14 protein-coding genes and 1 pseudogene are annotated in these 19,487 nt (G+C 67.4%); 3 read left to right on the forward strand and 12 right to left on the reverse strand.

What is annotated here, in order from left to right:
• Positions 1-74 precede the first annotated feature (74 nt).
• The 3 genes from ACZK08_RS12575 to ACZK08_RS12585 all read right to left on the reverse strand — a co-directional run bounded on the left by ACZK08_RS12575 (position 75) and on the right by ACZK08_RS12585 (position 3,849).
• Positions 75-830 (reverse strand): hypothetical protein, encoded by a 756-nt coding sequence (locus tag ACZK08_RS12575; protein WP_231107797.1) that lies wholly within the window; start codon positions 828-830, stop codon positions 75-77.
• A gap of 101 nt (positions 831-931) precedes the next feature.
• Entirely contained in the window at positions 932-3,394 is a 2,463-nt protein-coding gene (locus ACZK08_RS12580) for a S9 family peptidase (RefSeq protein ID WP_065182893.1), read from the reverse strand.
• Between the two features lie 125 nt (positions 3,395-3,519).
• Entirely contained in the window at positions 3,520-3,849 is a 330-nt protein-coding gene (locus ACZK08_RS12585) for a hypothetical protein (protein WP_065176039.1), read from the reverse strand.
• A gap of 221 nt (positions 3,850-4,070) precedes the next feature.
• On the opposite strand from ACZK08_RS12585, the gene ACZK08_RS12590 reads away from it, so the two are divergent.
• Positions 4,071-4,847, forward strand: a complete 777-nt coding sequence (locus tag ACZK08_RS12590; RefSeq protein WP_065182894.1) for a HipA family kinase — start codon at positions 4,071-4,073, stop codon at positions 4,845-4,847.
• Positions 4,825-5,217, forward strand: a complete 393-nt coding sequence (locus ACZK08_RS12595) for a DUF3037 domain-containing protein (RefSeq protein WP_065176040.1) — start codon at positions 4,825-4,827, stop codon at positions 5,215-5,217. Before ACZK08_RS12590 ends, ACZK08_RS12595 begins: the two co-directional genes overlap by 23 nt.
• Before the next feature lie 15 nt (positions 5,218-5,232).
• Here ACZK08_RS12595 and ACZK08_RS12600 read toward each other — a convergent pair whose 3' ends face one another.
• The 8 genes and pseudogenes from ACZK08_RS12600 to ligA all read right to left on the reverse strand — a co-directional run bounded on the left by ACZK08_RS12600 (position 5,233) and on the right by ligA (position 17,344).
• A complete protein-coding gene (locus tag ACZK08_RS12600) occupies positions 5,233-5,727 on the reverse strand; it encodes an REP-associated tyrosine transposase (RefSeq protein WP_231107798.1) in 495 nt (164 codons plus the stop codon).
• Between the two features lie 88 nt (positions 5,728-5,815).
• Positions 5,816-8,340 (reverse strand): annotated as a pseudogene (locus ACZK08_RS12605) (membrane-bound PQQ-dependent dehydrogenase, glucose/quinate/shikimate family).
• A 132-nt stretch (positions 8,341-8,472) separates the two neighbouring features.
• Complete coding sequence (gyrA, locus tag ACZK08_RS12610) at positions 8,473-11,187, reverse strand: DNA gyrase subunit A (protein WP_065182897.1); 2,715 nt, start codon at positions 11,185-11,187, stop codon at positions 8,473-8,475.
• 247 nt (positions 11,188-11,434) lie between these two features.
• The gene (mtnA, locus tag ACZK08_RS12615) at positions 11,435-12,499 is read right to left on the reverse strand and encodes an S-methyl-5-thioribose-1-phosphate isomerase (protein ID WP_065176042.1); all 1,065 of its coding nucleotides are present in this window, start codon (positions 12,497-12,499) and stop codon (positions 11,435-11,437) included.
• Positions 12,500-12,546: 47 nt separating this feature from the next.
• Complete coding sequence (locus ACZK08_RS12620) at positions 12,547-13,275, reverse strand: DUF3011 domain-containing protein (RefSeq protein WP_081284455.1); 729 nt, start codon at positions 13,273-13,275, stop codon at positions 12,547-12,549.
• Between the two features lie 139 nt (positions 13,276-13,414).
• Positions 13,415-14,371 (reverse strand): EF-P lysine aminoacylase EpmA, encoded by a 957-nt coding sequence (gene epmA, locus ACZK08_RS12625; RefSeq protein WP_065182898.1) that lies wholly within the window; start codon positions 14,369-14,371, stop codon positions 13,415-13,417.
• Positions 14,368-14,853, reverse strand: a complete 486-nt coding sequence (locus ACZK08_RS12630; RefSeq protein ID WP_053515463.1) for a GNAT family N-acetyltransferase — start codon at positions 14,851-14,853, stop codon at positions 14,368-14,370. The genes epmA and ACZK08_RS12630 overlap by 4 nt, the downstream gene beginning before the upstream one ends.
• Positions 14,854-14,905: 52 nt before the next feature.
• A complete protein-coding gene (ligA, locus tag ACZK08_RS12635; RefSeq protein WP_478452217.1) occupies positions 14,906-17,344 on the reverse strand; it encodes an NAD-dependent DNA ligase LigA in 2,439 nt (812 codons plus the stop codon).
• 192 nt (positions 17,345-17,536) lie between these two features.
• Between ligA and ACZK08_RS12640 the strand changes: the two genes are divergently transcribed.
• On the forward strand, positions 17,537-18,667 hold the full coding sequence (locus tag ACZK08_RS12640) for a pyridoxal phosphate-dependent aminotransferase (protein ID WP_065182900.1): 1,131 nt from the start codon (positions 17,537-17,539) through the stop codon (positions 18,665-18,667).
• Between the two features lie 76 nt (positions 18,668-18,743).
• On the opposite strand, the gene zipA is transcribed toward ACZK08_RS12640, so the two are convergent.
• Positions 18,744-19,484 (reverse strand): cell division protein ZipA, encoded by a 741-nt coding sequence (gene zipA / locus ACZK08_RS12645; protein ID WP_053515456.1) that lies wholly within the window; start codon positions 19,482-19,484, stop codon positions 18,744-18,746.
• Positions 19,485-19,487 lie beyond the last annotated feature (3 nt).

Below are 19,487 nucleotides of genomic sequence, written 5' to 3' on the forward strand. Positions count from 1 at the left end.
GCCTGTCCGGCCGCACCGCGATCGACCTGTCGCTGTCGAGTCTGCAACGTTGATCGCAGAGCATCCGTGGATGATCAATCTGCGGTTTCCTTGCGCAGCGCCCCACAACGCAGCGCCTCCTGGGCAATGTCGTCTCGTAATCTGTTCTGCAACCAGCCGATCCTGAAACGTTCGCGGCTGGGTTCCCCCGCAGGCAGCAGCGCCATCAGTGCATCGCTCAACGCCGGACGCCACTGCTCCTGCGCGCCTGCCAGAACGTGCTGGTCGAAGTTCGTCGATGACACGCGCTTCCATGGCAGCATCATTGCGTACTGGGAAGTGGACACCAGCACGGTGTCCGGGCGGCCCGGACGGCTTACGACCACGGTCATGCTGGGATGGTCGTCAGTCCAGAGGCCGCGGAAATGCGCTGCAACGCGCTCCCGCAGACCTTGCCCGGCCACCGCCCGGCGTGCCCAGGCCTGCTGCTGGGCGAACGAGCATCTGGCCGGCGGCGTGCTGCGCAGCTGTGGATCCAGCGTCAGCATGGTGGACCGGTCCAGCCGCGAAGCGATCAGATCCACCGTGGCGTCGCGGGTCAACGGCGCTGCCTGCAGCGCAGCCTCGAACGCTGACATCGCGCCGAACGGCAGCAGCTCCGGCACCCGCGGTTGCACGTCGGGCGCGTCAACCACCTGTACGCGGGTGGTCACGCCGTAGGCATCGCGCCGGATGACCCAGCGCTCAGATACGGAACCCCAGCCAGACCAGTCGTACGTGACGTGCACGCTCATCGGCCGCTGGACCGCCGTGGCCACAGGAGAAACCAACAGCGGAGCGAGCGCCAACATCCATGCCTTCATGTGACTTCCCCGACTCTGTACTACAGCAGCCACCATGGCCCGGCTCCACAGGATGCAGGAAGGCCGCCCAAGGGCGGCCTTTCCATTCCTCACTTGGCGTTCTTCACGTAGGTGTCGAACCAGTTGAGCATCTCCGCCACCAGCTGCTCGTTCGACTCCAGCGCCGTATACCAGTGCGGCTCGTTCGGCAGCATCACCAGGCGGGTGGTGCCGCCGTTGCCACGGATCGCCTGGTACAGCTTGCGCGACTGGAACGGCTCGGTACCCGGATTGGCATCGTCCTCGCCATGCACCAGCAGCAACGGCAGCTTGATCTTGTCGGCGTAGAAGAACGGCGATGCCTTCAGGTAGACATCCTGTGCCTGCCAGACCGAACGCCGCTCGTTCTGGAATCCGAACGGAGTGAAGGTCTTGTTGTAGGAGCCGCTGGTCGCCACGCCCGCCTTGAACAGGGTGGTATGCGCGATCAGGTTCGCGGTCATCAGGCCGCCGTGGCTGTGGCCGGTGACGCCGATCCGGTTGCGATCCACCACGCCCATGTCGACGGCCTTGTCCACGGCCGCCTTGGCATCGGCTTCCAACTGCTCCAGGTAGGTGTCGTAGGCGTTCCTGGGATCACCGACAATCGGGAACGAGGCATTGTCGATGATCGCGTAGCCGGCCAGCAGCATCAGGCGGTACGGCTGCAGGCGGGTGAACGTCTGCTGCGAACCGGAGACCTGCCCGGCCTGCGCGGCATTGGCGAAGTCTGCCGGATAGGCGTAGAGGATGGCCGGCACGCGCTGGCCTTCCCGGTAGCCGGGCGGCGTGTACAGGGTGAACGACAGGTCCACGCCGTCGGCGCGCTTGTAGGTCACCAGCTGCTTCTTGATCTGCCGCACTTCAGGCGTGGGGTCGACCAGCTTCGTCAGGGCCGTCGCGGTGGAGGTGTACTGCGCCTCGCCCTGCTTGGCGTCCGCCACAGCATCGCCCTGCTGGCGCAGGAAGGCGTTCGGCGGGTCCATCACCGACTGGTGCCACGTCAGGTAGCGGCCGGGCGTATTGCTGAAGCCCAGGAACTGCTCGTAGGCATCGGCATCGCTGCGGAACAGGCGCTCACTCTTCAGTGTGGCCAGATCCAGACGGTCCAGGAACGGGCGATCCCCCTGCGGCGAAGCGCCCTGCCCGCGCAGGAACACGTACGTCCCTTCCTGCCGCACCACCGGTGCGCCATTGGGCAGGCGCTTGAACACCAGGTTGCCCGGATCGCCGTACAGCTCGTCGCTGGACATGTCCCACAACAGGCGGCCCTCCTGCCGGGGCTTGTCCACATCGACGATGCGGGTCTGCACCCAGTGCCGGTTCTCGTCATTCTCGAACTGGAACGACACGGCCGGGTCCGCCGTCCAGGCAATGCCTTCGAAGCGCTGCGCGGTACGCGCGATCTCCACCGGCTTGCCCGTGAACGGCGCCTTGAGCATGAGCACGCGGTCACGGTGCGGCACACTCACTTTCCAGTCGCCCTTGTCCAGTGCTTCGGCATACACCAGCGTCGCCGGATCGGTGGAGCGCCAGTCGAAACCGCGCGGCCCCTCCGGCACGCCGTGCACCGGCACGCGGTCGGCCAACGGCAGGCGGGCGATGGGGGTCGTGCGCCCACTGCTGACATCCAGTACCGCGACGTCGTTGGCGAAACGCTGGTAGGTAACCGCATGCGAGAACGGTGGCTTGATCGACTCGGTCAGCACATGCACGCCGTCTGGCGCCGCACTGACATCGTTGTAGATGGCCGGCTGGCCGACCGTTCGCACGGTGCCCGCCGCGGTATCCACCACCGCCAGCTGCGAGGCCCCGTAGTAGGCGAACAACGCTTCATCATGCACGCTGGTCAGCGTGTCGCGTGCCTCATAGGTGCTGCTCTCGCCACTGCTGCCGAGCGACTCCTGTGCATCGGGTCCGGTCGGCACGCCGCCATTGGAGGGTGCCGGCCCCTGGTTGGCCGGTACCAGCTTCACCAGCAGTGTCTGGGTGCCACCCAGCCACTGCACGGTGCTGCCGAAAATCGGGTTCAGCTGGACGTTCGGTACCTGCTTGACCTGACCGGTGGCGGCATCGCCCACCCACAGCTGCACGCTGGTCTCGACTGCATTCTGGAACGCGAAGTGGCTGCCGTCGGCCGACCACAGCGCGCCACCGGCGCAGCCCTGCGGCAGGTTGACCTTGGTCTCCTTGCCGCTGCCGATCTCGACCAGGGTGAAGTCGGCCACGCAGGCCGGTATGCCATAGCCTCCGGGCGTGTCATGACGGCTGCGGTTCTTCGGCTCCAGGCGCACGCCGGCCAGCTTCAGGTAGGGCTGCGCCACCCGGCTGATCGACGGATAGGTCTGCGCGGTGGTCAGCAACAGACGCTGGCCACTGGGGTCCACGTTCGGCATTGGCGGCGGCGGTGCCTTCAGCACCTTCAGCAGATGCTCCGGCGGCTTGGCATAGTCGGCCCATGCCGGGCCTGCAGACAACAGCGTGACGGCAACGACGGCAATGGCAGCCGCCAGAGAGGTACGACGGATGAGCATCCTTATCCCCTGGTAGTGTCGGGCTGCCCGCGAAGCGGGCATGCGCCGAATCTAGCACCGCCCGGCCCGCGTTCAATGGGCCGGATGGGCTAGTCACCGGATAAGGCAAAGCGCAGGCCGGGTCACTACTGCCGGGCGTGCAGGTCCCAGGTGGCCAGATAGTCCGGGTCCACCACGATCATCCCGTTGGAGCGCATGCAGTACTCGCCCGGCTGGGCTGGCAGGTACTGGTCGAGCATGGGCGGCAGGTAGCGCTCGTGCCCATCGTTTTCGTCGGCAAGCACCACGCCTTCGAACGCGCTGATGCGCAGCACCGTGCCGGCATACTGCTCCAGCCCTTGAACCTGCCCGTCACCGCCGTAACGGGTGACGCCCACCAGCACTACCTTGCCGATCATTTCTTCGGCCTTGGCATCATCCAGAGGCGGCAGTGCCGCATTCAGTTGGTCGCTCATCCCTGTACCTCCGCATCTGGTGGAGACATCGTGGAGCAGGATCCGCGCGGCGTTTCCGCGAACGCCATGGACAGCATGTTGCCCGCGCCGTCCGGAGGATCGTGTGAAGCGCGGCACATTGCGCAGCGTGCATTCAGCATTGCCTGCGTTGCGTCGGCATGCGCGGCGTGTGCTCTGCGGCGCATGCGATGCAGCACCGTGTGCCACGCTAGAATGCGTGCATGCGCACCGTGAATGCTCTTCGTTACATTACGCCCCTGCGGGAGGGCGGCTCCCTGCCGGCCGTGGTCGAGACCGACGACGACGGCATGGCCGTACTCAAGTTCCGGGGTGCGGGCCAGGGGCCCAAGGCCCTGATCGCCGAACTGATCGCAGGTGAAATGGCCCGTACCCTGGGCCTGCCGATTCCCGAACTGCTGTTCGTCGAACTGGACAGCGAGTTCGCGCGTACCGAACCGGATCCGGAGATCCAGGAACTGATCCGCGCCAGCGAGGGCCTGAATCTGGGCCTGGATTACCTGCCCGGCGCGATCAACTACGACCCGGCGGCCATGCCGGTGGACGCCGACCTGGCGTCGCGCATCGTCTGGTTCGATGCATTCACCAGCAATGTCGATCGCACCACGCGCAACCCGAACCTGATGGTGTGGCACCGCCAGCTGTACCTGATCGACCACGGTGCAGCGATGTATTTCCACCACGACTGGGCCAACGCCGGCGATGCGTGCGAAAGGCCGTTCGTGCTGATCCGCGACCACGTGCTGCTGTCGTTCGCCAGCCGCATCGCCGAGGTGGATGCCGAGCTGGCGGCTCGCCTGACCGATGCCGAGATCGAGCGGATCGTCGGCCTCGTGCCAGACAGCTGGCTGGTCAACGAGCCGGCGTTCGACAGCCCTCAGGCCTACCGCCAGGGCTACATCGACTATCTCAAGCATCGCCTGAAGGTGCGTGCGGTGTTCGTGCAGGAGGCCATCCGTGCCCACGCTACACACGTATGACTATGCGGTCATCCGCGTTGTACCGCGGGTGGAGCGCGAGGAATTCATCAACGTCGGGGTGATCGTGTCCTGTCCCGGTGCGCGTCATCTGGAAGCGGCCATCGAGATCGACCCGGCACGCCTGCAGGCGTTCGCACCGGCGCTGGACCAGCAGGCGCTGCAACCGTGGCTGGATGCCATCGTGGCCATCTGCCGCGGCGATGCCACCGCCGGCCCCATCGCGCAGCTTCCGGCACGCGCACGCTTCCATTTCCTCACCGCCAAACGCAGCTCGATCGTGCAGATGTCCAGCACGCATGTGGGCCGCACAGCCAATCCGGCAGGTGTGGTCGAACACTTGATGACGAGGATGGTACGGGTGCCGCAGTAACACGGCAGCCCGCCACTACCGCGCAATCGCGGCGTCCTGCAGCGGCCAGCGACACCAGCCATGGGGATACTCGCCCACCTTCCCGGCCAGCCCCGCACTGACCGGGTGAGCGAGCACCTGCCGGGCCCGCACAGGCAACGAAGCATCATTGTCGATCACCTGATCGAAATAGCCGGCCTGCCAGACCGCTCCGTTGCGGCCGCGATGGCGGTTGATCAGGAAGCTGCTGCGCGCCTTGAAGCGCTGTACGCAGTATCCGGGTGGATAGCCACGCAGCTGCGCCAGCCATCGCACGTGGTCGGGCATGACAAGCCAGGCCAGCGAGGTGGTCAGCCCCTCGCGGTCCATCGCAGCCAACAGCTGCATCGCGACATCCGCATGCGCCGCGTTCTCGAACAGGCGCTGCCGATTGCAGCAGGTCAAGGTGAGCAGATGGACATTGCCCATGATGGGCTCGCGGCTGACAGGGTTCGACAGGCTGGTCATACGCAACAGCGTGCCCGCCGGCACACCGCTACTGCATCGGTGGACACCACGTCATCGGGTGGGAAATGGCCGCTTCCGGGAATCGGCGGACAGGCCCCGCCGCGAACGATGCTCAATGTTCGGGCAGGGCAAACGCCATCACGTAATCGCCGGGACGGGTCTCCATGAAGTGATGGCCTGCCGCGACGATCACCACGTACTGGCGTCCCCCCTGCTCGTAGATCATCGGGGTGGCCTGGCCCCCGGCAGGCAGCCTGGCATGCCACAGTTCCCGGCCCGTCTTCAGATCGATGGCGCGCAGCAGATCGTCGGTCGCGGCGGCGATGAACACCAGGCCGCTGGCAGTGATCACCGCACCGCCATTGTTGGGCGTTCCGATCTCGATCGGCAGGCCGGAGCGGATGCCGAATGGGCCGTTGCCGCGCGCGCTTCCGAACGGCCGGTCCCACAGCAGCGTGCCCGTGCGCAGATCGATCGCGCGGATGCCGCCATACGGCGGCTGTTTGCACGACAGGCCGGTCAATGGCAGCCGCCATCCTGCATTGACGTCGATGGCATACGGCGTACCCACCTGCGGGTCGCCTGCCCCTTCGCCAGCGCCGCGGTCGGCGCGGATCTGCTCACGCGGCAGCCATCCCCGCCGGTCGGCCTCGGCACGCGGTACCAGCCGATTGTAGTTGGGCATGTCGTTGTAGTTGGCCACGATCACGCCCCGGCGGGTATCGATGGCCACGCCACCCCAGTCCGAGCCACCGTTGTAACCGGGATACTCGATGGAATGGCGATCACTGGTGGGCGGCGTGTAGAAGCCCTGGTAGTGCGCCCTGCGGAACTGGATGCGGCAGACCAGCTGATCGATCGGCGTGATGCCCCACATGTCACGCTCGGTCAGCGGCTGCTCGCGCCGCAGGGTGTGATAGAGCGAGAACAGCTGCGTTGGCGAGCGCTGCTCCGGTTCCACGCCGCCCTGCGGAACCCTGCGCTCTTCCGCGGGTGTCAGCAGCCGGCCGTTGCGCCGGTCGAGGATGTACAGGTCACCCTGCTTGGTCGGCAGCAGGATCGCGGGCACCTTGCCTGCCGCGGTCGGAAAATCGATCAGGCTGGCCTGCGAACCGAGGTCGTAGTCCCAGACATCCTTGCGTACGGCCTGGAAATGCCAGACCGGCTTGCCGGTGGCCACGTCGAGTGCCACCAGCGAGGTGGCATAGCGGTTCTGTTGCTCGCTGCGCGAGCCGCTCCAGTAGTCGCCGGCGGCATTGCCCAACGGCAGGTAGACCAGGCCCAGTTGTTCATCGCCGGTGGCGGTGGTCCACATGTTCGGCGTACCCCGGGTATAGACCTGCTCGCGGGGGGCGGACCGGTGCGCTCGGGCCGCTCCATGTCCCACGCCCAGCGCAGCTTGCCGGTGATCGCGTCATAGGCCTGGATCACGCCGGAAGGCGCGTCACGGCGCTGCCCGTCCAGCACCTGGTGGCCGGTGACGATCACGCCGCGCACGATGGCCGGCGGCGAGGTGATCGAGACATAGCCCGGCGGCACCTCGCCCATGTCGAGGGTGATGTCGATCTGGCCGTTGTTGCCGAAATTGACGCACGGCCGACCGCTGTCGGCATCCACTGCGATGATGCGTCCGTCCAGCGTGCCTTCGATGACGCGCGCCCAGCAGGCAGGCCGCGCGCCCGCCGCCGCGCCCGGTCGAACGCTGGGAGGTGGCAGGGGCAAGGCGAGATCGGCAGCCACATCCGCCAATGCCGCATCGGCGAACACCGGCACGGCGGGCTGCTCGTAGTAGGACACCCCACGGCAGGCGGCGGTGTACGGAATGGAGGCGTCTTTCACCTTTGGATCGAACTGCCACAGCGCCTTGCCGGTGCTGGCCTCGAGGGCGATCAGGCGGTTGCGTGCCGTGCACAGGTACAGCCGCTCGCCGATCTTCAACGGCGTGGTCTCGGCCCCCCAGCGCCTCTTCGGCAGGTCGCCGGTGCGGAACTGCCAGGCCAGTTGCAGGGTAGCCACGTTGGCGGGCGTGATCTGCTGCAGCGGCGAGAAGCGGGTGGCGGCGTTGCTGCGGCCCCAGGCGGGCCAGTCACCCTCGGCGGGCTGGTCGGCCGGCTGCAGGCCGGTGGTGTCGCGGGTCGGCTCCAGCCCTGCGCTGAACGCTGCTTCCGGGAACGGCGCATGGCCGTCCACGCTGCCGTGCGGACTGAACGCCAGGGCAAATGCGCCGACGAACACCAGCAGCAACACGGCGGCGATGCTGCGCGACAGCCGTTTGGACAGCGGCGCGCGCAACGTCGGCGTCAGCAGCGCCAGAACGATGCCCAGCGCGGTGACCAGCCCCAGCCGTGGCACCCAGCGCCAGTAATCGCTGCCCGATTCCCACCCCGTCCACAGCAGCGTGCCGACGAACACCAGCGCGTACAGCAGCGCACCGCTGCGACGGTTGAGCCACAGCAGAATGCCGCTGGCCAGCAGGCCACAGCCGGCGATGAGGTAATAGGCCGAGCCACCCAGCTGGAACAGCCATGCACCCAGCCCGCCGATCACCAGGCCCAGGATGACCAGCAGCAGCGACAGGACCGTGACCAGGGGGTGGCGGCGCACAGGCGCCGGCGCGGACTGCGGCGTGGCGGACATCGGCGATCTCCGGGAGCAGCATGCTGCCCTTATCCCACCGCCGCCGTGAAGCGCGTGCGTATTCCATGCTCCCGCATACGACGACGCCGGCACGGGGCCGGCGTCGTCGGGTACCTCGTCAGCGCGACCGGATCACTCCTGCGCGGCATCCTCGCTGCCGGTGGCAGCCGGGGCGCCTTCGGCCGTGGCCGGGGCGACCGCGGCCACCTCGTCCTCGTCCTCGTCGATCGAGGCATCCATGCGCTCCACCGCCTGCAGCTTCTCGTCCTTGGACAGGCGGATCAGGGTGACGCCCTGGGTGTTGCGGCCCACGCGGCTGATTTCCGAACCGCGCGTGCGCACCAGCGTGCCGCCATCGGAGATCAGCAGCACTTCATCGCTGGAGCCCATCAGCACCGCGGCGACCAGCTTGCCGTTGCGCTCGGTGGTCTGGATGCCGATCACGCCCTGGGTACCACGCCCCTTGCGCGGATAGTCCGGCAGCGGGGTGCGCTTGCCGTAACCATTCTCGGTGGCGGTGAGGATGTACTGCAGGTTGGCGTCGTCGGCACCGTCGATCACCGCATCGCCATTGGCGACCGCTTCCTCGATACCGTTGTCGTCCTCGTTCTCGTCCTCGGCACCACCGGCACTCTCGGCCACGATCAGGCTGACTACTTCCTCGCCGGGCGGCATCCTGATGCCGCGCACGCCGGTGGCGGTACGGCCCATCGAGCGGACCTTGTCCTCGCCGAAACGCACGGTCTTGCCGTTGGAGGCGAACAGCAGGATGTCACGCTCGCCATCGGTCAGGCCGACGCCAACCAGCGCATCGCCCTCATCAAGGTTGATCGCGATCTTGCCGCGGGCCAGACGGAAGGCGAATTCGCCCAGCGGGGTCTTCTTGACCGTGCCGTTCTTCGTGGCGAAGAACACGAACTGGCCATCGGCGTATTCGCGCACCGGCAACACGGCCTGTACGCGCTCACCCGGTTCCAGCGGAATCCAGTTGATGATCGGCCGGCCGCGTGCGTTGGAGCCCGCTTCGGGCAGCTGGTACACCGGCAGCCAGAACACCTTGCCTGAACTGGTGAAGGTCAACAGGGTGTCGTGCGTGTTGACCAGCCACAGCTGTTCAATGAAATCCTCTTCCTTGGTCGCTGCCGCGCTGCGGCCACGGCCGCCGCGACGCTGGGCACGGTAGGCGCTGACCGGCTGGCGCTTGACGTAGCCGGCGTGCGACAGGGTGACCACCACGTCTTCCGGGGCGATCAGGTCGAGGATGTCCAGGTCTTCTTCGCTGTGGCGGATCTCGGTGCGACGCTCGTCGCCGAACTCGGCCTTGACGCTGACCAGCTCCTCGCGGATCACCTGCAGCAGGCGATCGGGATCTTCCAGGATGTGGATCAGACCGGCGATCACTTCCAGCAGCTGCTTGTACTCGTCGGTCAGGCGGTCCTGCTCCAGCCCGGTCAGGCGGTGCAGGCGCATTTCCAGGATCTGGGTGGCCTGGATCTCGGTCAGCTGGTAGCCGCCCTCGATCAGGCCCACGCCCTTGGGCAGGTCTTCCGGACGCGAGGCCTCGGCACCGGCGGCGCCCAGCATGGCCCCGACCAGGCCCGGCTCCCACAGGCGGGCGAGCATGCGTTCGCGCGCCTCGTTGGGATTGGGCGAGGTCTTGATCAGCTCGATCATCTCGTCGATGTTGGCCAGCGCGACGGTCAGGCCTTCCAGCACGTGGGCACGGGCACGCGCCTTGCGCAGCTCGAACACGGTGCGGCGGGTGACCACCTCGCGACGGTGGCGGACGAATGCCTCCAGCATCTGCTTGAGGTTCATCAACTGCGGGCGGCCGTCGACCAGCGCCACCATGTTGATGCCGAACACCGATTCCATCTGAGTCTGCTGGTACAGGTTGTTCAGCACAACCTCGGCAGATTCACCGCGCTTGATCTCGATGTAGATGCGCATGCCGTCCTTGTCGGACTCATCGCGCAGCTCGCTGATGCCTTCGATCTTCTTTTCCTTGACCAGCTCGGCGATCTTCTCGATCAGACGCGCCTTGTTCACCTGGTAAGGAATTTCAGTGACGATGATCGATTCGCGGCCGTTGTCGGCCACTTCGATATCCGCCTTGGCGCGGATGCGCACGCGGCCACGGCCGGTACGGTAGCCGGCGACGATGCCGGCGGTGCCGTTGATGATGCCCGCAGTCGGGAAATCCGGGCCCGGGATGTACTCCATCAGGCCGTCGACGTCGATTTCCGGGTTGTCGATCAGCGCGATGCAGGCATTGATCGATTCGCTCAGGTTGTGCGGCGGGATGTTGGTCGCCATGCCCACCGCGATACCGGCCGAACCGTTGACCAGCAGGTTCGGGAACCGGGTCGGCATGACCGTCGGCTCCAGTTCCTTCTCGTCGTAGTTGGGCTGGAAATCGACGGTTTCCTTGTCGATGTCGGCCATCAGCTCATGCGCGAGGCGCGACATGCGCGCTTCGGTGTATCGCATCGCCGCGGCGGAGTCACCGTCGATCGAACCGAAGTTACCCTGGCCATCGACCAGCATGTAACGCAGCGAGAACGGCTGGGCCAGGCGCACCAGCGTGTCGTACACCGACTGATCGCCATGCGGATGGTACTTACCGATGACGTCACCGACGATACGCGCCGACTTGAAGTAGGGCTTGTTGCTGTGCGCGTTGAGCTCGTTCATCGCGTACAGCACGCGGCGATGCACCGGCTTGAGGCCATCGCGCGCATCCGGGAGCGCGCGGCCCACGATCACGCTCATGGCGTAATCGAGGTAGCTCTTGCGCATCTCGTCTTCCAGGTTGACCTGGATGATTTCCTTGGCGGTTTCTGCCATTCGGGTTCCGTTGTCTGGTAGCGGTCCAGTCCGGCGCGGACACCTGCGGGGGTGACCATGCCGGAACCTCGATTCAACCTGTGGATACTACCACATCGGACCATTCCCCGCCTGTGTTTACAGGGGTTTTACCGGCACAAATCAGGAACTTAGGGGCAGGACGGGGCCCATCGGGCCACGCCCGGGGCTGGCCGCGGCGAACCCGGAAGATGCGCCCGGCTCCCGCGGCGCAGACCGCCTGTGCGTCTCAACCGCCGAAGGCGGCGCGCATGTTCTCCACGGTCGGGTTCAGGATCACGCCGCGCTCGGTCACGATGGCGTCGATCAGCTCGCCCGGGGTGACGTCGAACACCGGGTTCCAGGCGGCGATGCCTTCGGCCACCGTGCGCGTCCCGCCCACGCCGTACAGCTCGCCCGGATCGCGCTGTTCGATCTCGATCTGGCTGCCGTCGACGGTCTCCATGTCGACCGTTGAGGACGGCGCCACGACCATGAATTTCACGCCATGGTGGCGCGCGGCGATGGCCAGCTGGTAGGTGCCGATCTTGTTGGCGGTATCGCCATTGGCGCAGATGCGGTCGGCGCCGACGATCACCCACTGCACGGCCCCGGTCTTCATCAGGTGCGAGGCGGCCGAATCGGCGATCAGGGTGGCGTCGATGCCATCCTGCTGCAGTTCCCAGACGGTCAGGCGCGCGCCCTGCAGCCACGGACGGGTCTCGCCGGCGAACACGCGGGCGATCCGGTGCTGGGCCATGCCGGCGCGGATCACGCCCAGCGCGGTGCCGAAGCCGGCGGTGGCCAGCGAGCCGGTATTGCAGTGGGTCAGCACGCCGCTGCCGGCATCGATCAGGCCGGCGCCGAGCGCCCCCATGTGGCGGTTGGCGGCCAGGTCTTCCTCGGCGATGGCCCGCGCTTCCGCTTCAAGCAGCGTCTTCCAGTCCGCACCGGCGCTGCCCAGGCAACGACGCATCCGCGCCAGTGCCCAGGCCAGGTTGACGGCGGTCGGGCGTGAGGCGTTCAGCCGCTGCAGCGCCGGCTCAAGCTGCTGCAGGGCGAGCGGGCCATCGGCAGCCTGCACCTCACGCGCCGCCAGCACCACGCCCCAGGCAGCCGCGATGCCGATGGCCGGGGCGCCACGTACGGTCAGGGCGTGGATGGCCGCGGCGACTTCATCGCTGTCCCGGCATACCACATGCTCGACCACGAACGGCAGCTTGCGCTGGTCCAGCAGTTGCAGGGCATCGCCGGTCCACAGGATCGGGCGGATGTGGTCGTAGCGGGCGTAATCGAGGTCGGTGGCAGTGTTCATGGGCCCATTGTAGGGCCACGCCCCCTCGCGCAGGCACCCGGCCGGATTCAATTCACCGAGAATTCGGCGCGGCAACCGCCGTCCACCCAGATGCCGTTGCGGCTCCAGCCCCAGGTGCTGCCCTCCACGCACTCGGTGCTGGACAGCTGCTGTCGCACCGCGGCACCGACGGAGATGCTGGCGCCGCAGAATCGGCGCTTCTTCGATTTTGATTCGCAGGTCAGCCGGCGCGGCACGTCGACGAAACGGCCATCCTCATCGGCCACCTCGAAATCGCCCTGGCAGCCACGGCTGGTCCACACCTCGTTGCGCTTGTAACCCCAGCCCTGCCCTTCCCGGCAGGGCAGCACCGACAGCTGCCGCAGCAGGCGCACCGGTGCGCCGTCCAGACGCACCGGACAACTCTGCGGACGGCCATTGGATTCACAGCGGACCACGCGGCGCACCTTGCGCTTGCTGCCTGGCTCGGCCGCAGCCCCTCCCTGCGCCGGGCGCGCCCGGAACTCGGCACGGCAGCCGAGCGTGACCCACACGCCGCTGCGGTCGGTGCCCCATTCGCTGCCACGGATACAGCTGTTGCTGGACAACTGGCGGACCAGATCGACGCCGTTGCGGACATCGATATCGCAGTGCACCCAGGCCATGTCGCGTGACTCGCAGGTGACGACTTCGCCGTCGTAGCCGGCCTGCTGCGCCGATGCCGGCAACGGCGTCAGCACTCCCCACATCGCGATGGAGTAGACCGGTGCCGCCACAACCGCAAACCACTTGACCAAAGCCTTCCCCATAGGACTGGACGAACTGCCATGCCAGTGTCTGGCATCTGGAGTGATGAGAGCATCATCGTGCTTGCTGAATCAAGCACGCGGACGCGGCAATCCGTTCAGTCTGTCTGGTTCAGAAAGCCGCGTGTGCTCAGGCGTCGGCGAAATCAAAGGCCAGCACGTCGGCGATGCGGGGCGTGCGGTTCATCGCCATCAACAGGCGATCGATGCCGACCGCGACACCCGCACACGCGGGCATCGTGGGCAGCGCCGCCAGCAGTGCCTCGTCCAGCGCCGGCTGCACCTGCCCGCGCGCATGGCGGCGCTGCAGGTCGTGCTGGAAACGCGCCCGTTGTTCGTCGGCATCGTTCAGTTCGTGATAGCCGTTGGCCAGCTCCACGGCCCCCAGGTACAGCTCGAACCGCTCGGCCAGCGGCGGCGTACCAGGGCGGACGCGGGCCAGTGCTGCCTGGCTCGCCGGCCAGTCGTGGACAACGGTCATGACTGCGTCATCGAAATGCGGTTGGATGCGATGGGTCATCAGCAGATCCAGCCAGTCGTCGCGGGTCAGCCCGACCGGGTCGATATGCACGTCACCCAGCGCAGCGCGCAGCCCGGCCTCATCGGTCTGGAACGGATCCACGCCCACCTGCTGCTGGAACAGCTCGCGGTAGCTCAGCACACGCAGGCTGGCGCTGCGTCCGACCAGGCCCAGAGCCAGGCGGACCAGCTCCGCGGTTTCCTGCACCAGCCGGTGATGGTCCCAGCCAACCCGGTACCACTCCAGCAGGGTGAACTCCGGGTTATGGCGCCCGCCGGCCTCGCCGTTGCGGAACACCCGCCCCAGTTCGTAGCAGTCGCCGACACCGGCAGCGAGCAGCCGCTTGAGCGGGTACTCCGGCGAGGTGCGCAGCCAGCGACGGCGGCCGCCGGCGTCGACATGGCCGCTGAAGTCGGTATGGAAGCTGTCGATGTTGGGCTCGGTATTACCGGCCACCGACAGGATCGGTGTCTCCACCTCCAGCACGTCACGCTCTGCGAAGAAGCGGCGCACCAGCGCGTTCAGCGCGGCACGCTGCTGCAGTTTGCGCCGCAGGGCGTCGCTCACAGGATGCCCTCCGGGCGCGGGTGATCCAGCGGCAGGGTCAGCAGGTCGCGGGTGTCATCGATGTAGCCACTGGCCAGGTACAGCCGACGCGCCAGTTCGTTGTGGTGGTTCACCTCCAGGCGCAGGCGGCTGACCCCGCGTCCGCGCGCACGCTGTTCGCAGATGGCCAGCGCCTGCTTGCCCCGGCCACGGCCGCGTGCCCGCGGCCCCAGATAGAGCTCGTCAAGCAGCATGAAATGTCCGCCCTGCTCCAGGCTGAAGCCCATCGCGATCACCGCATAGCCGACCACCTGACCGGCTTCGTCCAGCCACAGCAGTACTTCGCCGTTGCGCGGATCGGCCAGCAGTGCATCGACACCGCGGCGCACGCGCACGTCGTCGAACTCGATCCTGTCCTCGGCGTAGAACGCGCGCATCAGCGAGATCAGCAGTTCCTCGTCGGCGCGGGTGGCCAGGCGGAAGTCCAGCGGGGCAGTCTGCATCGGGAATCCTTTGCTGTTTCGGGCCGGGCGCATGTCACGCCCGGCGGGGTCATCATTCGTGGTCGGCGAGGAAGGCCAGCAGACGCGCTTCGTCCCACACCGGCACTCCCAGGGCCAGCGCCTTGTCCAGCTTGGAGCCGGCTTCGGTACCCGCCACCACGAAGTGGGTCTTCTTCGACACGCTGCCGGACACCTTGGCTCCCAGCGCCTCCAGTCGCTCCTTGGCCACATCGCGGGTGAGCTGGGCCAGGGTGCCGGTCAGGACCACGGTCTGCCCGTCGAGCGGACCGGCGACGATTTCGGTCAGCGCGGGCGCCTTGGCCAGGATCTGCTGCATCGCCTCCTCGGCAGCCAGCAGCATCACGCCATGGCTGTCCGCTTCCAGCCACTGGGCAAGGCCGCGCGCGGTGTCCTCGGGCAATCCGGCATTGACGAACTGGCCATGCTCGGCATCGAGCACGGCCTGCGCGCTGGGCAGCACCGCCACCAGCTTTTCCGCGCGCAGCCGGGTGATGCCGGGGATCTCCGATTCCACCAGCAGCTGAGCCAGATCCAGCCCCTCACGCAGCTTCGCACTGGGCGGATGCACGTCGCTGATGCGCACCTGGCCGACCTGCAGCAGATCGTCGATGGCCTGCTGGTTGCCCTGCTGCTCGAAGAAGTGACCGAGCGAACGTGCCACTTCGCCACCGATGTCCGGCACGCGCTTGAACAGCGGCCAGGGCAGCCGTCGGATCAAGGCCAGATCACCGAACCACTGCGCCAACGCCTTGGCCGTGCTTTCGCCGACATGTTCGATGCCCAGCGCGAACAACAGCCGTTCCAGCGTGGTGGCACGACTGGTGTCGATCGCGGCGATCAGGTTGTCGGCCCAGCGGGTCGCGATCTTCTTCGTGTTCCACTCGAAGCTGGCCGGCTGCGCCAGTGCCTTCGCGCGCCAGGCTACATCGTTGCCATCGAGCCTAAGCACGGCATTGAGCACGGTGCCGCTGCCTTCGGCCGGCAGGTGCGGCGCCAGGCTGGCGGCCAGCGCGGACGGATCTTCCGCGTCGAGCACCAGCTTCAGGTGCAGCAGCTGGTCGCGGGTGAGCCGGTACAGGTCCGCCACGCCCTTGACGATGCCGGCATCCACCAGGGTTTCGATGTACTTGTCACCCAGGCCATCGATATCCATCGCGCGACGTGAAGCGAAATGGGCGATGGCCTCCTTGCGCTGCGCCGGGCACGACAACTCACCGGAGCAGCGCCACGCGGCCGCGCCCTCTTCGCGCACGATCTCCGAGCCACAGACCGGGCAGCGCGTGGGCATCTGCCACGGTGTGGTGCCCGGCGGCCGGCGGTCGAGGATGACGCTGACCACTTCGGGAATCACGTCGCCGGCACGGCGCACGATCACGCTGTCACCCACCCGCACGTCCAGGCGCTCGATCTGGTCCGCATTGTGCAGGGTTGCGTTGGAGACGATCACGCCGGCCACGGCGACCGGCGCCAGGCGCGCGACCGGAGTGGCAGCGCCGGTGCGGCCGATCTGGATCTCGATCGCTTCCAGCGTGGTGCTCTGTTCCTGCGCCGGGAACTTGTGCGCGATGGCCCAGCGCGGTGCGCGCGAGACGAAACCCATCGCCTGCTGGCCAGCGCGGTCGTCCAGCTTGTAGACCACGCCATCGATGTCGAAGGGCAGGCCATCGCGGCGTGCGCCGATATCGCGGTAGTAGGCCAGCAACCCATCGGCGCCTTCCACCACCCTGCACAGATCGCTGACCGGGAAGCCCCAGGCACCCAGCTGCGCGAGCGTGCCCGAATGGGTATCGGGCAGTTCGCCGCCCTGCACTTCTCCGGTGCCGTAGGCGAAGAAGCTGAGCTTGCGCTGTGCGCTGATCTTCGGGTCGAGCTGCCGCAGCGACCCGGCCGCCGCATTGCGCGGGTTGGCCAGTACCTTGCCGCCATGCAGCCGCGCGCGATCGTTGTAGGCTTCAAAGTCGGCACGGGCCATGTAGACCTCACCGCGCACTTCCAGCACGTCCGGCCAGCCCTTGCCGTGCAGACGCCGGGGGATGTCGCCGATCTCGCGCAGGTTGGCCGTGACGTCTTCGCCGGTCGTGCCATCGCCGCGGGTCGCACCCAGAACGAAATGTCCATCCTCGTAGCGCAGGCTGATCGCCAGCCCGTCCATCTTCGGCTCCGCCGAAAAGCGCGCGGCACCGCGTCGCAGGCGTTCGTCGATGCGGCGCACGAAGTCGGTCACCTCCTCATCGCTGAAGGCATTGGACAACGACAGCATCGGCACCGCGTGGCGGACTTCAGCGAAACGCCCGGAGGGACGCGCGCCGACCTGCTGGGTCGGGCTGTCCGCGCGGGCCAGTTCGGGGTGCGCACGTTCCAGTGCTTCCAGCTCGCGCACCAGCCGGTCGTAATCGACGTCGGGGATTTCCGGCGCATCCAGCTCGTGATAAGCGCGGTTGGCCTGGGCGATCTGCCGGCGGAGCTTCATCGACGCGTTCGGCGGGGCTGGGGCTCATCGTGATCGGTGATTCTGGGGCGGCTGGGGATTCTACCGCGCCCGGCCATCATGCCCTGTAACGTCCCCGCCCCGGCAGTGCCGGGCCCCACTCCGCGAAAGACGGGCTTGCCGCCCTCCACCGGCAGCGCTAGCGTGCATCGGCCGCCCTCCGGAAACCTGCCCATGACCCTGCCTGCCTCCCGTCGTCGCTTCCTGCAGCTGGCCGGTGCCGGCCTCGCCGTCGCCGGCAGTGGCCTGCCGGGCCTGGGATACGCGCAAACCGCCCCGGCTGCGGCTCCCGCGTCGCCGCGCGCCGATGGGCCGGTGCTGCTGAACTTCAATGAATGCCCGTATGGGCCTTCCGCCGCTGCGCAATCGGCCGCTCGCGACAGCATCGCGCGCTGCGGCCGCTACCGCTTCGAGCTGGCGGCACAGGTCCGTGATGCATTCGTCGAACACAGCGGCGTCAGTGCCGATCACCTGCGCCTGTACCCGGGCTCCAGCGAGCCCCTGAACCGCGCCGCCGCAATCTGGACCGGCCCGCAGCAGGGCCTGGTCGTGGCTGATCCGACCTTCGAGGCGATTGGCGACGTGGCCGCCGCGCGGGGCGCACACGTCAGCCGAGTGCCTCTGCGCAGCGACGGCGCGCACGATGTGCGCGCGATGGTGGCTGCCGCGCACGCGCGCCCGACCGGGCTGATGTATGTGTGCAACCCCAACAACCCCACGGGTTCGATCAGCCCGCCCGCCGAGCTCGCCTGGCTGCTGGCCAGCAAGCCCGCCGGAACCCGGGTGCTGGTGGACGAAGCGTACCTGCAGTACAGCGACCAGCCGAGCCTGATCGCGCAGGTGGCCGAGCGCGATGACCTGATCGTGCTGCGCACCTTCTCCAAGCTGTATGGCATGGCCGGACTGCGCCTGGGCGCGGCAGCGGCCCATCCCGATCGCCTGCGCGAGCTGGGCAGCCTCGGCGACAACCCGTTGCCGGTGCCGGCGCTGGCGGCCGCTCTGGCCAGCCTGCACGATCCGCAGCTGGTTCCGCAGCGCCGTCTGCAGAACGCGAAGATCCGGCAGGCGACCATCGCCTGGCTGGGCAAGCGTGGCTTCAGCTGCCTGCCGTCGGAAGCGAACTGTTTCGTGGTGGACGTCCAGCGCGACGGTGCCGCCTTTGCCAGGGCGATGGCCGCGCAGGGCGTGGTGATCGGCCGCAGCTGGCCGATCTGGCCACAGCGTGTCCGTGTGACCGTTGGCACCGAGGAGGAGATGGCAGCGTTCCGCGCTGCGTTCGCCCAGGTCGCCGGGGTGCCTTCCTGACCTCATCCACGCAGGCGATGGATCTGCTGTCGTGGTGGGTGCCGACCGTGGGTCGGCATACCCGGGATGACCGCGCTTACCAGCGCGGGGTCTTGGTCAGGGGCGGCGCCTGGTGCTGGCGGTCATAGGCACGCAGCTCGTCACGGATGTGGGCGATGCGCTGGCGGCCGAGCGCGTTGCGGCTGTCGTCCAGCACCACGCCATCCAGCAGCTCGGCCATGCGCTGCACGGTCGGCAGCATCTTCTCCCAGGCATCGAGCGCGGTCAGCGGCGCCGGCAGGGTCAGGAAGAAGGCGATGGCCGGTGTCTCCATGGCACGGATGTTGGCCATGTCGAAACTGCCCGGCTTCATGATGCTGGCCATCGAGAAGATCGGCCCCCGTTCCGGATGGCCCTCCACCAGACGATGGAACACGTTCATGTGGCCGAACACCAGACCGGTTTTCTCGGCCGCCACGACGATGTCCTCGCCCCGCAGCTGCTCGCCGGCCCGTGCGGCCACGAACAGCGAGACGATCTTGTCGAAATCCTGGGTGGCGCGCTTGCCCAGGTCGCTGGCCGCGCCGGCTTCGGTGTCGGCCAGGCCCAGTTCGGCCTGTTGACCCTCTTCGCCCAGTGCCGGATCGAGGCGGGTATCAGCCAACGGTACGCCGTCCTCGCCCAGGACCGGTTCGCGGCGCTCGCTGCTGGTCGGTTCGGTGCCTTCCACGCGGCGGCCCTGGGGCTTCTTCTTCGGACGGCCAAACAGGAAGATCGCGGCGATCAACAGCAGGCCGGCGGCCAGGATGCCGATGCGCAACAGTGCCGTGTCGGACATTCG

This window comes from Stenotrophomonas sp. 112478_Sma (assembly GCF_056479905.1).

What these genes read in the sequence shown, in the direction of transcription:
- ACZK08_RS12575 (WP_231107797.1), bottom strand. Translation starts at nt 830, where the DNA reads ATGTTGGCGCTCGCTCCGCTGTTGGTTTCTCCTGTGGCCACGGCGGTC.
- zipA (WP_053515456.1), bottom strand. Translation starts at nt 19,484, where the DNA reads ATGTCCGACACGGCACTGTTGCGCATCGGCATCCTGGCCGCCGGCCTG.
- gyrA (WP_065182897.1), bottom strand. Translation starts at nt 11,187, where the DNA reads ATGGCAGAAACCGCCAAGGAAATCATCCAGGTCAACCTGGAAGACGAG.
- ACZK08_RS12590 (WP_065182894.1), top strand. Translation starts at nt 4,071, where the DNA reads ATGCGCACCGTGAATGCTCTTCGTTACATTACGCCCCTGCGGGAGGGC.
- ACZK08_RS12580 (WP_065182893.1), bottom strand. Translation starts at nt 3,394, where the DNA reads ATGCTCATCCGTCGTACCTCTCTGGCGGCTGCCATTGCCGTCGTTGCC.
- ligA (WP_478452217.1), bottom strand. Translation starts at nt 17,344, where the DNA reads ATGAAGCTCCGCCGGCAGATCGCCCAGGCCAACCGCGCTTATCACGAG.
- mtnA (WP_065176042.1), bottom strand. Translation starts at nt 12,499, where the DNA reads ATGAACACTGCCACCGACCTCGATTACGCCCGCTACGACCACATCCGC.
- ACZK08_RS12640 (WP_065182900.1), top strand. Translation starts at nt 17,537, where the DNA reads ATGACCCTGCCTGCCTCCCGTCGTCGCTTCCTGCAGCTGGCCGGTGCC.
- ACZK08_RS12585 (WP_065176039.1), bottom strand. Translation starts at nt 3,849, where the DNA reads ATGAGCGACCAACTGAATGCGGCACTGCCGCCTCTGGATGATGCCAAG.
- ACZK08_RS12630 (WP_053515463.1), bottom strand. Translation starts at nt 14,853, where the DNA reads ATGCAGACTGCCCCGCTGGACTTCCGCCTGGCCACCCGCGCCGACGAG.